General features: G+C 52.9%; 12 protein-coding genes and 2 pseudogenes. 7 read left to right on the forward strand and 7 right to left on the reverse strand.

Features of this window, described 5'->3' with window-relative positions; translation table 11 throughout:
• Positions 1 to 39 precede the first annotated feature (39 nt).
• Positions 40 to 822, reverse strand: coding sequence for an enoyl-CoA hydratase-related protein (locus DOQ08_RS15820; protein WP_114335960.1), 783 nt, complete (start codon positions 820 to 822; stop codon positions 40 to 42).
• Positions 822 to 2921 carry an acetate--CoA ligase family protein gene (locus DOQ08_RS15825; protein ID WP_114335961.1) on the reverse strand — a complete coding sequence of 700 codons (2100 nt, stop codon included), beginning with the start codon at positions 2919 to 2921 and terminating at the stop codon, positions 822 to 824. The genes DOQ08_RS15820 and DOQ08_RS15825 overlap by 1 nt, the downstream gene beginning before the upstream one ends.
• Positions 2922 to 3295: 374 nt before the next feature.
• Between DOQ08_RS15825 and DOQ08_RS15835 the strand changes: the two are divergent.
• The 3 genes and pseudogenes from DOQ08_RS15835 to DOQ08_RS15845 all read left to right on the forward strand — a co-directional run.
• Positions 3296 to 4170 (forward strand): annotated as a pseudogene (locus DOQ08_RS15835) (IS3 family transposase); the annotation flags it as partial.
• A gap of 266 nt (positions 4171 to 4436) precedes the next feature.
• Positions 4437 to 5516: an IS110 family RNA-guided transposase gene (locus DOQ08_RS15840; protein ID WP_114335964.1), complete on the forward strand. Its 1080-nt coding sequence runs from the start codon at positions 4437 to 4439 to the stop codon at positions 5514 to 5516.
• Positions 5517 to 5532: 16 nt separating this feature from the next.
• Positions 5533 to 5829, forward strand: a pseudogene (locus tag DOQ08_RS15845) (integrase core domain-containing protein); the annotation flags it as partial.
• Between the two features lie 374 nt (positions 5830 to 6203).
• Here the strand turns inward: DOQ08_RS15845 and DOQ08_RS15850 are convergent.
• Positions 6204 to 6869 (reverse strand): SOS response-associated peptidase, encoded by a 666-nt coding sequence (locus tag DOQ08_RS15850; RefSeq protein ID WP_114335965.1) that lies wholly within the window; start codon positions 6867 to 6869, stop codon positions 6204 to 6206.
• Positions 6870 to 7214: 345 nt separating this feature from the next.
• Here DOQ08_RS15850 and DOQ08_RS15855 point away from each other — a divergent pair, with 345 nt between their 5' ends.
• The 4 genes from DOQ08_RS15855 (at position 7215) to DOQ08_RS15870 (ending at position 10807) form a co-directional block, all read left to right on the forward strand.
• Positions 7215 to 8321 (forward strand): M14 family zinc carboxypeptidase, encoded by a 1107-nt coding sequence (locus tag DOQ08_RS15855; RefSeq protein ID WP_114335966.1) that lies wholly within the window; start codon positions 7215 to 7217, stop codon positions 8319 to 8321.
• Positions 8267 to 9079 carry an alpha/beta fold hydrolase gene (locus DOQ08_RS15860; RefSeq protein ID WP_114335967.1) on the forward strand — a complete coding sequence of 271 codons (813 nt, stop codon included), beginning with the start codon at positions 8267 to 8269 and terminating at the stop codon, positions 9077 to 9079. The genes DOQ08_RS15855 and DOQ08_RS15860 overlap by 55 nt, the downstream gene beginning before the upstream one ends.
• A gap of 121 nt (positions 9080 to 9200) precedes the next feature.
• Entirely contained in the window at positions 9201 to 9959 is a 759-nt protein-coding gene (locus DOQ08_RS15865; protein WP_114335968.1) for a GNAT family N-acetyltransferase, read from the forward strand.
• 80 nt (positions 9960 to 10039) lie between these two features.
• Entirely contained in the window at positions 10040 to 10807 is a 768-nt protein-coding gene (locus DOQ08_RS15870; protein ID WP_227537720.1) for a lysophospholipid acyltransferase family protein, read from the forward strand.
• 6 nt (positions 10808 to 10813) lie between these two features.
• Here DOQ08_RS15870 and DOQ08_RS15875 read toward each other — a convergent pair whose 3' ends face one another.
• The 4 genes from DOQ08_RS15875 to DOQ08_RS15890 are packed head-to-tail and all read right to left on the reverse strand — an operon-like array spanning position 10814 to position 14742.
• Complete coding sequence (locus tag DOQ08_RS15875) at positions 10814 to 11560, reverse strand: amino acid ABC transporter ATP-binding protein (RefSeq protein ID WP_114335970.1); 747 nt, start codon at positions 11558 to 11560, stop codon at positions 10814 to 10816.
• Positions 11557 to 12231, reverse strand: coding sequence for an amino acid ABC transporter permease (locus DOQ08_RS15880; protein ID WP_114335971.1), 675 nt, complete (start codon positions 12229 to 12231; stop codon positions 11557 to 11559). Before DOQ08_RS15880 ends, DOQ08_RS15875 begins: the two co-directional genes overlap by 4 nt.
• A gap of 25 nt (positions 12232 to 12256) precedes the next feature.
• On the reverse strand, positions 12257 to 13012 hold the full coding sequence (locus tag DOQ08_RS15885) for an amino acid ABC transporter substrate-binding protein (RefSeq protein WP_114335972.1): 756 nt from the start codon (positions 13010 to 13012) through the stop codon (positions 12257 to 12259).
• Positions 13009 to 14742: a sensor domain-containing protein gene (locus DOQ08_RS15890; RefSeq protein WP_114335973.1), complete on the reverse strand. Its 1734-nt coding sequence runs from the start codon at positions 14740 to 14742 to the stop codon at positions 13009 to 13011. The genes DOQ08_RS15885 and DOQ08_RS15890 overlap by 4 nt, the downstream gene beginning before the upstream one ends.
• Between the last annotated feature and the right edge of the window lie 334 nt (positions 14743 to 15076).

Genomic DNA, 15076 nt, shown 5'->3' on the forward strand with positions numbered 1-15076 from the left:
TACGATCATCCTTTATAGTTTTCTGTGGATCTCAGTTGTTTATTTGTGAGTCCAGCGGGGAGGGCGGCGCTCACCAAATGCTCTGGCACCTTCTACTGCGTCGTCGCTCTCCAGCATGGCCTTGAATGCTGGCCAGGGATTGCCCCGCAAACGTTGGTAGCAGTCAGAAAACGTCGTGGTTTCAGTTTCGTTAACGGTTTCTTTGATGGCAGCCAATGACAGTGGGGCGGAGGCGAGCAAGCGCTCTGCAAGTGCCCGAGCAGCCGTCATAAGCTCTGACCTAGGAACCACTTGGTTTACTAGGCCCCAGCTCGCCATCTGCTGGGACGAATAGCGTCGCCGAGTCATTAGGACCTCCATGGCGCGCTGGCGGGTTAACAGCTTGGGCAGCATAAAGGTCCCGATGTCCGGGGCAATTCCGATGCCTACCTCTGGCAACAAGAACTCGGCGTGCTCGGCGGCAACAACAAAGTCAGCACGGGTTAGCATTTCAAAACCAGCACCTACGGCCATGCCATTGACCGCACATATCACTGGCTTGTTGAGTGATCTCAATTCGGGGAAGCCGGCGAATCCGCCTTCGCCGAATTCACCGATGTACTCCTCGCCATCAGCAACTGCATTTAGGTCCCAGCCCGCTGAATAGAAGCGATCTCCCGCCCCCGTCATAATGGCAACACGAAGCTCGGGGTCATCGCGAAACTCAGCAAATACCCGGCTCAGTTCTTGGCTTAACGGGATGTCTATGGTGTTTGCTTTCGGACGGTTCAGCGTTATTTCGAGCACCGCCCCATGACGTTCCAGTTCCAGGTAGTTGCTCATCACGCTTGCTCCTTATCGGCGGTCTCACGAACGGCTTGTTCTGCGTGAGGGAGTGCGGGTGACTTGCGAATTAAGGCATCGGCAGCCACCACGCCTTGGCCTTTAGGTAGAACCATTAATGGGTTAACGTCTAATTCGATCAGCGAAGAAGCGTGTTCTTGGGCGTAGGCAGCGATCGCCATAACAGCATCAATGACAGCTTCAAGATCAGCTTCTTCCCGGCCGCGAAAGCCAAACAACAAGCTTGAGGTCTTAAGTGAGCGAAGGGCTGCCTCAATCTCAGACCGGCTGGTTGGTAATAAAAGCGGGCGACTGTCTTTAAGTAGCTCTACCATGATGCCACCGGCACCAACCACAAGATGCAACCCGAACTGCTCGTCGCGGCTAACTCCGACGATCAACTCGGTGACAGCGCCAGTTACCATCTTTTCGACAAGAACATCCTTAGCCAGTAGCCTCATTTCAGACACGGCGTCGGCAACAGACGCTGGGCTGGTTAAGTTCAGGCGAACGCCGCCTACATCGGTTTTATGAGCGATGCCCAGTGCTTTTATAACCACCGGGTACCCAAGTGCTTCAGCGGCTGCAATGCCTTCCTCTTCGGTCTTAACAATGCGGGACGAAGGGATTGCCAAGCCGTGTTTGGCGAGCGCTGCTTTTGCGCTCGCTTCATCAATAATCTGCTCGCCCGACAAACCTGTTGGTACACTCGGCAGTATCAGTTCCGTTGTCCAATTGCGCGCCCAGAGTTGGCCGATGCGGGCTGCAGCCTCGATGGCCGGAACTGCCGCTTGAATGCCGTTTAGGGGGACGATACCTCTGTCAATTAAACGAAGTGCCAGTGGTTCAGGCAAGTTGTCTGAAACTGTCGACATGACGGCAGTTGGGTACTGAGTATTTTTGCTGGCTTCAATGAAAGCGTACTCGGCACTTTGCCAGTCAGACGCATCGCATCGATCTTCGCGAGGAAGGTCGAGCATGCTAATAGCCAGGTCGAAGCCATCGTTCATAAACGCTTCATAGGTGATCTGCAGGCGTTCTTGGTTACCCCAATCGAACAACTGGTAATCCAGAGGGTTGCCAACCGCCATGCGCTCGTGAACTACTTGTTTCAGCGCTATCGCACCGCTGTCAGATAGGGGCGCCAGAGATAGCTCTGTTTCGCTAATAGCATCTGCCAGGATTGTCATGTCTCCGCCGGAAGTGCTCATTGCACCAATACGGGCGCCGCGAAGGGGACCGTGCACATGTAGCAGCTTCAACGTTTCAATTAGTGTCTCCAAAGAGTTAACCCTGGCTACGCCTGAGCGTTCGAACAAGGCATCGATCAGTTCGTCGGAACCACTGAGCGCAGCGGTGTGCGACATTACAACTTGGCTGGCTACTTCTGAGTGGCCGGACTTCAGGGCGACAATTGGCTTACCAAACTGACGCGCTACTTCCGCTGCCTCCTGGAATGCTCGAGGATCGGTAATACCCTCGACGTATAGGCCAATTGCAGTGACTTCATCTTGCTCGGCAAAGGTGGTGATCGCGTCTTGGAGATCAAATTTGAGGCGGTTGCCCAAAGACACAAGGTAAGAGATCGGCAGGCCGCGCCGTTGCATGGTGAGATTGAAGGCGATGTTACTCGACATGGTAATGAGAGCGACGCCTCGATCTACCTGTCGACCGCCTTGCTGGTCAGGCCACATCATTGCTCCCTGAATATAGTTCAGGAACCCATAACAGTTAGGCCCGAGCAACGGCATATTTCCGGCTGCCTTTAAAAGTTGCTGCTCAAGTTCCTTACCATCCTCACCAGACTCAGAGAACCCTGTGGCGTAACACACCACACCACCTGCATCCCGAGCGGCTAGTTCCGCAACTATCTGGATGCTCAGGTTGCGATTAACAGCGATATAAGCCGCGTCCGGGCTGCTGGGTAGCTCAGCAACCGAGCGGTATGTTTTGCGCCCGGAAATTTCGGCATGCTTTGGGTGAACCGGCCAGATTTCTCCGGTAAACCCCACGGCTTCGCACTGTTCAATAACTTTTTTTGCTTCACGCCCACCAAACACAGCGATGGATTTTGGGTGTAAGAAACGTGCAGATAACATGAGGATTCATCACTCCGGCTTGGGGTTTTTGTTTTTGCTATTTTTCGCCATTACTCAGGTAGAAACTTCTGGAGCTCAATTGCTCCTTGAGATATCTGCCCGGTACATGGCCTAGTGTGACCCACAAGGTGACAGGCCCAATTTCTAAAAACCGACAGAAAAAGACCAAAAAACGACATTGTTGATCTTCGGATAGGGAGATCGGTAAGTTCGTGGGGAGTTATGGGAGGGGGTTAACCAGCACCAAAGATGGCTCGTTTAAGCGTAGGTGGGAAATTATGAGTCTGTAAGTTGGAGGCTGTTAAGGTGTAGTGGTTCAATGATTCCGGACACCAACGTAGGTGGTAAGATCGCCACCATAAACGAGGTGTCTGATGACCAGAAAGCGACGTTCTTTTTCTCCTGAGTTCAAACAGGAGGCAGCCAGCCTGGTGCTGGATCAAGGTTACACCATTCCACAGGCCAGTGTGTCCCTGGGAGTCGGTGAAAGCGCTATTCGGCGCTGGGTTAACCAATTGGCCGAGGAGCGTGAAGGTGTCACCCCAAAGGGCAAAGCCTTAACCCCGGAACAGCGCCGTATTCAGGAGCTGGAGGCCCGCTGTAAACGCCTTGAGCAGGAGAAAGACATACTAAAAAAGGCTACCGCTCTCTTGATGTCGGACGAGATGAATCGTACGCGCTGATAGACCAGTTGAGTGAGCGAGTGCCTATTGAAATGGTCAGTAATGCGTTTGATATCAGTCGCTCCAGTTACTACGAATACCGCCAACGGGGGAACCGTGTGGATGTTGAGCGTCTGGCCCTGAAGGCTCAGGTGAACCGTTTGTTTACTAAGAGCCGAAGTTCTGCCGGCAGCCGGACGATCAAGGGCTTGCTCAGCGAGGAAGGTATTGTCGTCGGTCGCTTCAAGGTTCGACGTCTTATGAGCGAACTGGGACTGATCTGTAAGCAGCCAGGCCCTCACGCCTACAAGCAGGCGACCGTTGAGCGACCGGATATTCTGAACCATCTGGATCGTGAGTTTGCAGTCGAGCAGCCTGACCAGGTCTGGTGTGGCGACATTACTTACATCTGGAGCGGCCAGCGATGGAGCTATCTGGCGGTGGTACTGGATCTGTACGCTCGCCGGGTTGTTGGCTGGGCGATGTCATCGAGCCCAGATGCAGACCTGGTTGTAAAAGCTCTGGATCACGCCTGGGAGCAGCGTGGCCAACCGGAGAAAACCATGTTCCACTCGGATAGTAATACTGTCAGTGCCGGGTATTTCTGATTTTGGCTCAACTTGAAATACTGGGTGTCGCAAGTGTTCTCGGATTTCCTGACCCACACTCCGATCGACCCAGATATGTGTCTTTCCCTGGACCTGTCGGAAATCCGAGAACACCTAGCGGCAGGGGTTTCACCCCGCCGATGCATGTGACTCAAGAAGGGCCTGACAGCCTGTCTCGTTACTGTCGTGTCCAGGCTATCGTGCATGGTGAAGCCATCTTCAAATAGATAGCCAGGAGCTTCGTCATGTCTTTACAGCAGGCTGCTCGACCAGTGATTGTCGGTGGCGTTGATACCCATAAAGATCTGCATGTTGCTGCCGCGGTTGATGGGCAGGATCAGGTTCTCGGAACAGCCACCTTTCCAGCGACGCGCCATGGTTATAAAACCATGTTGGCGTGGATGCGTAGCTTTGGCGACGTCACCAGAATAGGGATTGAATGCTCAGGAACCTATGGCGCGGGTTTGTTGCGCTATTTACAGCAGGCCAGCATCACGACTCTGGAGGTTACAAGTCCCGATAAATCCGTCCGCCGCAAGCGGGGTAAAGACGACCGCATTGATGCTGAGAATGCTGCGCACGCGGCTTTTGCAGGAATTCGTACGGTAACGCCGAAGACCCGTGACGGCATGGTTGAAGCCTTGCGTGTTCTGAAAGTCTGTCGAAAGACTGCGGTCGCAGCCCGTAGGGTAGCGCTTCAGATGATTCAAACCCAGATTGTCTCCGCACCGGAGGAGTTGCGGGACCAGCTCAGGAACATGACGCGCATGCAACTTATCCGGACGTTGGCATCATCACGTCCCGATCTGGGCGGATACCGAGACGTCATGATGGCCTATCGAATAGCCCTCAAGTCCCTCGCTCGCCGATATGTAGAGCTACATGACGAGATCGCAGATTTAGACACCATGATCAAGTCCATTGTTGACGAACTTGCGCCCGACTTAGTGGCAAGAACAGCTGTCGGTTATGAGTCGGCTGCGCAGCTGCTGATTACCGTAGGTGACAACCCAGATCGACTTGGCTCCGAAGCCAGTTTTGCTGCGCTTTGCGGGGTCAACCCCATACCGGCATCTTCTGGAAAGACGCAGCGCCACAGGCTTAACCGAGGGGGCGATCGAGCAGCTAATAGCGCACTGCACATAATTGCGATCGGTAGACTTCGACTGGACACAAAAACCCAAGAATATGTTGCAAGACGAATCACAGAAGGCCATTCAAAGTTGGAAGCTATCCGTTGTCTGAAACGTTACATAGCGCGAGAGCTGTTCTATCTTTTACGCCAGCGGCAACGTGAGATTCGGCAGTCGAAAATAGCTGCTTGACTCTTAGAAGGGCGTCCAGGGAAGCCAGTATGCCAGCAGAAAGTTCCGTCAGCGGCTCTGGCGCTATCGAATGACACAAAGCATGAGCCGACGTGGCAATTGCTGGGACAACGCACCGATGGAGAGACTGTTCCGGAGTCTAAAATCTGAATGGATACCTGCCATGGGGTACCGGAATCTGCCTGAGGCCAAAAAAGATGTTGGTGACTATCTGATGGACTACTACAACCGGCAACGACCTCATACGTTCAACGGGGGCATTTCTCCCGTTGCAGCGGAGGAAAACCTTAAAATACTGTCCGGGATTAGTTGACCACTACAAGGGGGTGCAAAGGACACATGACGCGGTCTGCTGAAATGACTTCTAGAGCCTCAGAAAGGCTAAAATATATGGCGACAAAACAAACGTAATCCCTTGATTTTAAGTTACCTAAAAGTTCTGATTTTAGTTAATTTGCCACTTTAGTTGAGTTGTCTATATTGTTGATAAATAGAGGTTTGTCGTTAATGTCGGCCCGACCTGCAACTCCGTGTGCGCCGGTTCGATTCCGACCCGCGCCTCTATTTTTTACCCTTTTGTTTCAATCGCTTAGCGTTTTGCTGTCTTAACCGGCGTGTCGATGGCGACAAAATGGTGACATCGATTTTACCTTTCCATCGCCCTAAACCCCATCTCTAATGCAACCATTAATCTGACGGAATAACCTCTACATCGCCCACTAGCTTTAAGTCTTTAGGGCCGCGAACCGGCTCACACACCAGCGGAACAGGAATGCGTGTTTTCAGGAGCTTTTGAAACGCTTCCACTTGATGAAAGTGTGGATCCAGCCATAGATCAAACTCTTTAGGCCTGAGCATCAGTGGAATACTTTTTGGATGAATATGGCTGAACTTGGGGTGTGGTGGAAGGGTGATGACGGTGAATGAGTTCACCTGTTCGTCGCCAAAGTACCAAGATTGCCAGAGACCGGCGAGAGCGGTAGCCTCATTTAACGGATGAACGTTGTAAACCTGCTTGCCTTGCCATTCATGGAAAGCGCTAACTGGAATGATACACCGGTTTGAGGGGTACACCTTCTTCCAGAGCGGACTGCTGGTTAGTCGGTCACTTCGAGCATTAAATGTGTGAAATTTCGGGTTTGGCCGATACCCATGACCGTCCGGCCTAGGTTCGACCAGTAGCGACCAAATGCCCGAAAGCAGATAGCGAGCGTCACCTGATTCCATCACGAATTCGCCTATACCACCCGGCGGCACGTTGTGCTGGAATCTCGGTGTTATGCCGGGCAAGCCGAGCTGTTCCATCAGTGCCCGGATCTCGGGTGAATCTGTGACATTGAATCGGCCGCACATAAAACCCTCGGTTCTTTCTCTTATCTGCGTACAGTATTGGCCTGACCGAGCAAAGTCGCCGCTTTTGTTACCCGTTGTGCATGCAAACATTGGGTTGGCCAGGTTCCATGTCATCTTACCGTAGAAAAACTGACACGCCTGCTTAACGTTCCGCGATTAGTTTCTGGAATCAGAATGCGTTATCAAGGCCTCACAGCACAGTAGGCCGCAATGATCAGAGACTGACCAAGATCGAACAGGGAGGGGCGTTATGGCAGTGCCCGGCATAAACCAGTTGGCTGGCGGCATGGCAATGAGGGGCGAGGTGCAGGCCCACGCAACCCGCTCAAGAGTTTGGGTGGGGTCGTGACTGAACTGAGGGCCCTCACTCATATCAAAGTAATTCCGGAACAGCAGAATCTCCGAGATGCAAAACAACGCCGGTTGTTGCGCCGACGGTTACCGGAGTTGATTGAGCTTGAGCGAATCCTAGCCGAATCGCCTCAGCCGTTTTCGGCACAGGTGACGGCAACCGTGCCGGTTGGCGCGCTCGATCTGCCAATTTACCGTGTTGAGGTTGGAGATGCTCCGGCTGACCAACCAGCACTGTTGTTGGTGGGCGGCGTACATGGGTTGGAGCGTATCGGCACGCAGGTGGTTCTGGCATGGCTACGCAATTTGGCCAATCGCCTGCGCTGGGACGAGCATCTGGCTGAACGGTTAAAGCACGTACGTTTGGTGGTGGTGCCGATGCTCAATCCCGGTGGTATGTATCTGAACCGCCGTAGCAACCCCTCGGGTGTAGATCTTATGCGAAATGCCCCGATTCAAGCCCAGGGCCAGAGCTCGTTTCTGGTAGGTGGGCAACGCATATCGCCGCTACTTCCATGGTACCGAGGCAAGCTGAACCATAAAATGGAGCCGGAAAATTTGGCTCTGCAGAGAATCATCGACGACGTGCTCCCGGGCCGGCCATTCAGCATCTCGCTGGATTGCCACTCCGGCTTTGGCTGGCGAGACCAAATCTGGTTTCCCTACGCCTACCGGCGCCGCCCGATGCGTAACATCTCTTCCATCATGGCGCTTAAACTGCTTTGGGAGCAGTCCTACCCCCACCATGATTATCAATTTGAGCCGCAATCAGAGCACTATGTCACTCATGGCGACCTCTGGGACTATTTCTACAAACGCCATAATCGCAGAACCAGTGCACCCTGGCTGCCGTTAACTCTGGAAATGGGTTCCTGGCGTTGGCTACGCAAGAGTCCTCGCCAGGCGTTCAGTCGGGAGGGGCTGTTCAATCCGCTGGTGGCTCATCGGCATCAGCGTGTCTTGCGCAGTCATCTCATTCTGCTCAATTTCCTCCTTGATGCTTGTGCAAATTATGGCCACTGGGTTCCCAATTCATCAGAAGGTGAATGGCTTCGGGCGGCGGCAAGAACGCACTGGTACAGCAAGGGCGAAACTTTGTAATGGACTGGCTGTTGATTCGTGGGCTGGCAAGGGAAGGTGCACATTGGGGAGGCTGGCTGAAGCAGTTGCAACATGCACGCCCCATGGATCGCTTCCACACGTTGGACCTTCCCGGCACAGGGGGCGCCCGAAATCTGTGTTCACCAACGTCTATTGCTGAGGCAAGGGGGTACGCGGAGAAACAAAGTCTCCAGTTGCCGCGCCCCCTGGGGCTGATAGGTTTGTCTCTCGGCGGTATGGTGGCGCTGGACTGGGCGCTCGAAAACCCTGAAGACTGCGCAGGTCTTGTGCTGATTTCCTCCAGCTCCGGTCTTAGCACGCCCTGGCGTCGCATGAAGCCCGCCCAATGGCCGAATGTAGTGCGTTTGATGGCTCAAGCCAATATAGAAGCAAGGGAGTTGGCCATTCTCTCGCTGACGAGCAACCGGCCAATCAACGGGGCAGTTGCTGAGCAATGGCGGGCGATTCAACTGAAGCGACCGGTACGCCGGGCTAACGTGCTACGTCAACTTTATGCGGCATCGCGTTATAAGCCGAGGGCTCAAAACATAAAGGTGCCGGCACTTGTGCTGGCAAGTAAGGGGGATCGGCTGACGGATTGGCGCTGCAGTCTGGCTCTGGCTGAAGCCCTGAAGTGCCCTTTAGAGTTGCATCCCGCTGCCGGCCATGACCTGCCTCTTGATGCCCCCCAGTGGCTTATCGATCAACTGGCTACCCACTTTCCACAGGGCTTACCTGGTCAGAATCCCACTAACTGAAATGTCATCGATCCGCAGCAAACGCTTCATCTGTTTGTAAACCCGCATGCTTATTGTCTGGTTATTCCGGTCTGCCTCTATGTCCGGTGGGCTCAAACTAGCCAGTCAAAGGAATCAGAGCATGCAAAATACGCCTATGGCCTCGAGTAGAGGTCGGAAGCTAGCCTCCGGCGTGGCCACGGAACCAGCTCAAGTAGTTGAGGCTCAGCGACTCAGGTACGAGGTGTTTAGTGCCGAGTACGGCGCTGATCTGGGTGCTGGTATCGATATCGATGTGGATCGCTTTGATCCTTGGTGTACCCACTTTGTCGTTGTTGATCAATCTGGCGACGTAGTGGCAACCACGCGGTTACTGCACGGTGAGGCTGCGAAGACAATTGGTGGTTTTTATTCGGAAGACGAATTCAATCTGGACCGCTTGAAGCGAAATCCCGGTGTATTTGCAGAACTTGGCCGGACCTGCATACGGAGCGACTATCGCTCCGGTGCGGCGCTTAGCATGCTTTGGTCTGAGGTGGCTCGCTATCTCGTTCAGGAGGGAATCGACTATCTGCTGGGCTGCGCAAGTATAAGTATGCTGGACGGTGGATACAGAGCATGGCGAGTCGCCCGCCAAGTTGAGCAGGATTTCCTCGCTGATGAGAGGTTCCGGGTAACGCCCAAGCGTAAATTGCCTCATCTGGCCAATCATCGGGGCCATTCAGAAAACGTGACCATTCCGCCGTTGATTCGAAGTTATATGCGGCTTGGAGCAGAAGTGTGCGGCGAGCCGTGTTGGGATCCTGTGTTCCGGTGTGCTGATCTGTTGGTTTTGTTGAGCGTGGATAATCTGGCAGCCCGTTACGCACGCCGATTCAACATAGAGAGCAAGACCGCTTGATCGCAATAGAGAGCATTACGGGGGGCCTTCGGTTGTCTATGCGGCTGGGGTTTTTTGTCGGGTTTATGTTGTTCAGCATGATGAGCCTTGTATTTATTCGGGCATTTGAACTGTGTCGTGGGCGGCCCATCAACCAGTCCATATTGGTGCATCGGTATTGTTTGTGTTTATGTCGTCTGTTGGGTTTGCGCATCCAGACTCATGGATCACCCATAGATGGCACAGGACTGTTGGTATGCAATCATATCTCCTGGACTGACATTCCCATCCTGGCTGCCAATGTTCCGTTGCAGTTTATCGCTAAACAGGAGGTGGCCTCCTGGCCGCTTATCGGCTGGATTGCGCGTCAGGTCGGCACGCTCTTTGTGCAACGTGGGGCGGGCGACTCGGCAGCTGTTCGGCAGACACTGGTTTCAGCTTTACACAACGGAAGATCTGTCATGCTGTTTCCGGAAGGAACCACGACTAACGGGGAGAGTGTCAAACGGTTTCACCCGAATCTGCTGGGTGCGGCGCTCGCAGCTAATCGCCCTGTGCAGGCAGTGACCATTGCCTACCACCGAGAGGGGCAGCGTGATCGAATCGTACCTTTTATCAATGACGATGAGTTCGTGTCGCACCTTTTCCGTCTGTTGAGTAAGCCCCCGCTACGCGTTGATATTATGTTTCACCCGCCCGTCAATGTTATCCAAGGTTATAGCTCCACCAAGCTGGCTTCTGTGCTTCGTCAGCAAGTGATTCAGGGGTTGGTTACCTTGCGTGAAAAGCAAGACGTGCGCAGAGGCGTCGAAAGAGGCGGTGTTCTGGAAGCGCCTGCATCTACCCGCCAGCGCTCTTGCGGCGGATAGATAGACTTACACGGGATTGGTGGCGAGAATTTTCTTTAGAAAATCTTTGGTTCGGGGGTCTTTCGGGTTCTGAAATATCTCGCTGGGAGGTCCTTGCTCTACAATATGGCCGCCATCGACAAAGATCACGCGATCTGCCACATCCCGCGCAAACGACATTTCATGGGTGACTACCAGCATGGTCTGGCGCTCTGCAGCGAGCTGCTTCATTAGCCCCAGCACTTCTTCCACCCATTCTGGGTCCAGAGAGGAGGTGGGTTCATCAAACAGGATCACTTCCGCTCCCGCAGCCATGGCTCGCCCAATCGCAACGCGTTGCTGCTGACCGCCGGACATTGACGCAGGATAGGCATCGGCTTTTTCCGCTAAACCGATCTTTCCCAAAATCTCGCGTGCCTTTTGGTGAGCCTTTTCTTTCGGCCATTTATCGACGACCAGCAGGCGCTCGGCGATATTTTCCAGGGCGCTTTTATTGGCAAAAAGTGCATAGTTCTGAAATACGAAGGCGGTTTGCCTGCGTAGTGAAAGAATGTCGGCGCGGCTGGCCCGCTTAACATCAACTGTTAGGTCGCCAACGGTAATGGTCCCGCCAGTAGGTTGTTCGAGGAAATTAATGCAGCGGAGCAGAGTGGATTTGCCGGTGCCGGAAGGGCCGATGATGACAACAATCTCGCCTTTTTCTATGGTCAGGTCGATCCCGTCAAGTACAACGGTTTCGCCGAAATATTTGCTAAGAGAGGCTAGTTTGATCATCGGTTATAGGCCCTGTTAAGGCGGGCTTCCAGATAATGTTGGAGTTTGGAAAGAATCTCTACAACGATCCAGTACATGATGGCTGCGACAATAAATGCCTCGAAGTAGAGAAAACTTCCGGCGGCTTCTTTCTGTGTGGCGCCCATCAGTTCGGTAACACCCAAAGTGAATGCCAGTGACGTTGCTTTGATCATGTCGATGAAATAATTCATCAACGTTGGCAGTGCCACGCGGGTAGCTTGTGGCAGCACAATTCGGCGCATCAGCTGACCGTTTGTCATGCCGATAGACAAGGCTGCTTCGGTTTGGCTGCGATCAACCCCGACAATAGCAGCACGGATGGATTCCGCCATGTAGGCGGCAAAGTGCATTGTCAGACCCATGATGGTGGCGGTAATGCCATCGATCACGGTAAGCGCACTGAACAGTTGCGGTAGCCCATAATAGAACAGGAACAGCTGCACCAGTAACGGCGTGCCTCGAAAGAACGAGATGAATACGATCGTTAGCTGGTTGAGTACCGGAATCCGCAGCACCCGTACAACTGCAAACAAACACGCAAGCACCAGCGCAAAAACCATCCCGATGCCGGCTAACTGCAAAGTGAGGGGGAGGTACCTGAGTAACACAGGTACCAGGCCAAGCATGTACTCGACGTTCAATACGTCCATGGAAAGCGAGTCCTCGGTAGGCCCCTCAAGGCTGAGTTATATCGGTTCCGAACCATTTTTCAGAAATCGACCGGAGTGTTCCGTTTTCATGCAAAGTGGCCATGGCCTCGTTTACCTCATCGCGAAGGGCTCGGCCGGCTTCGTTGTCGTGGAACGGGTAGGCGTTTCTGATTTGCGAAAACGTTGGGCCTGCCAATTCAAGGGGAAGGGGCTTCTCTTTGATTATTTGGCTGGCGCTCACGCGGTCCATCACGAAAGCGTCCACCCGTCCCAGGGCCGTATCCCGTTCAAGATTGCTTTCATAGGTCTTGATGGTGATCTGGTCTGCGTAAGGCAGTTGCTGCAGAAGATCTTCAAAATTGGAACCCAGGTTTACAGCGACCGTCTTGCCTTTCAGGTCTTCGACGGATTGCACATCGGTGTTGCCTTTTTTGGTGACCACTTGGGCTCCGTCATAAACGTAAGGGTCACTGAACACGTAAGCTTTTTTGCGCTCTTCGGTGATCGTTATCTGGTTTGCGACGGTGTCGATACGTCCGGATTGCAGCATGCCAAACAGCCCGGAGAAGTTTGCGGTCTCGTACTGGATGTCGCGTCCCATTTCTTTGCCCAAGGCGTTCATTACGTCAACTTCAAAGCCTTTCAGTTCGTCCTGCTCAACAAACGTGAAAGGGAAGTAAGATCCAGACATGCCAACCCTCAAAGGGTTGTCTTGAGCTAATAACGGCATGCTTGCAACCAATGAAATGGCGAACAAGAGTTTGGGAAAGAGCGTCTTCATGAGGTCTCCTTACGGTCAGAACAGGGCTCGGTTTGATCATATAAATGAACGGGGAGCTCTTCGATTTGGTTATACGGCAGGGCTCTGGAGAAAAGGTAGCCTTGCAGTGTATCGCAACTGAGTTCGACTAGATGGTTGCGGTGGTCGGCCGTTTCAATGCCTTCAGCAACAACTTTAAGGCCCAGCCGGTGGGCCATAGTGATAATGCCCTCCACAATTGCCGCATTGGCATGATTGGTATCGATGTTCCGGATAAACGCTTGATCAATTTTAATCGTGTGAATTGGGAACTGGTGCAGATACGCGAGGTTAGAATAGCCCGTGCCAAAATCGTCGATTGCGATTCTAACTCCCAGAGAACGAAGAGCGCGTAGGCGCTTAACCGATTTATCTGTGTCGGCCATTAACGAACTCTCCGTCACTTCAAGCTCCAGGTGATGAGGATTCAGACCGCTGACTTGCAGTATGTGTTCAATCTCTTCAATGAAACCGTTTCGGCCGAAATGAGCGCAGGAGATGTTAACGGCGATGGATAAAGGTGCCATCCGACCAGAGTTGAGTGTCTGGATATCTTTACAGGCTCGCCGGAGTACCCAGCGTTCAATATCGATGATTTGACCGGTCTTTTCAGCCAGCGCAATGAATTCCTGCGGAGACATCAAGCCGCGGTCGGGATGTTGCCATCTGACCAGCGCTTCGAGCGACTTCACTTCACCCGTCTGTGCATCTACCAGCGGTTGGTAGTGCAGAACGAGGCTGTTGGTTTCAATGGCATCGGCCAAGTCACGGCGAAGAGAAATATGTTCCAGAACAACGGAATCGGAATCATCAGAATACCAACCCCAGGTATTACGGCCTTGTGTTTTGGCATCGGTTACCGCAATGCACGCGCGTTGAATGAGTGTCGCACTATGAAGATTAGGGTTCTGGTGAAATGCAATGCCTATGCTGGCTGTTATTTGCAGCACGTGGTGGTCAATAACGAAGGGGCAGGAGAGAAGATAGAGATATCCCTCGGCAATCTGAAGTGCAATGTCTTCACTCGCGATATTCGGTAAGAGCAGCGCAAACTCGTCGCCAGCAAACCGCGCAAGGTAATCGCCGGGTTGTAGACCTTCGGCTAAACGTTTTGCCGCATCCTGGAGCAACCTGTCACCAATGTCGTGGCCCAGGTGCCGGTTTACCGACCCGAAGTCATCCAGATTGATAATTAGGACAGCCGCGAGTTTTTCCCCGAGATACCGAGGGTCATTGATTCGGTTTTCGAATGTAGCACGGCTAGGTAGCCCGGTAAGGGTATCTTCGCCCGTTCGGCCTGTCGCGTTGTGTGTTAGCAACTTTGCAATCCCGAATACGCCGGCAACAACGCCACCCACGGCTGAAGGCGAGAGGGTGATTTCTATCGGCGTGGCTTGTTCTGCGCTCCGAAAAGCTGTGCACTTGAGCTGAGCTGGGTGTCCCCGAAGAGCAGTACTGAAGGCATTAGTGAAGTTCGTATGATCTTCAATATTAGCGAGGCTCTGGAAGCGCTTTCCAATAACCTCTTCATTCTGTGCTCCCAGAAGGAGTTTGAATTTCTCATTCACCGTGACGAGGTGACCATCGCGGTCAAGCTCGAATACCGCCTCTGGATGAAGCGCGAGGAGTGACTGGTACCGATGCTTCTCTATAGAGTCACTAAGGGAATGGTTTTGGTCAGACTGCTTGGAGGCTAGGCGTGAGTTCGGCATGAAATCAGGTTCGTTTGTTTTGTTTATAGTAGGAACGTAGCATTTGCCTTATAGTAACACCACTTCCAAACGCGATTTTGCAAGTTGTTCTGGTTGTTTCTTGCTCGCATTGGTTGTTTAATAAACGATTGTGTATCAGTGAGTTGCGGGAAACCGAAACAAGACGAAATCTTTTGATAATACTTGTTGACAGGTCACGAGAACGCTGTAGAATTCGCCCCACTGTTGAGCAACGAGACGCTCAAACGCTCTTTAAAAAGTTGACCAAGTAATTCGTGTGGGCGCTGGCCGAGGTATTTCAGATACGAAATATCAGGACAGTGACTCGTCGAAA

This window comes from Marinobacter litoralis, assembly GCF_003336705.1.
Taxonomy (GTDB): domain Bacteria; phylum Pseudomonadota; class Gammaproteobacteria; order Pseudomonadales; family Oleiphilaceae; genus Marinobacter; species Marinobacter litoralis.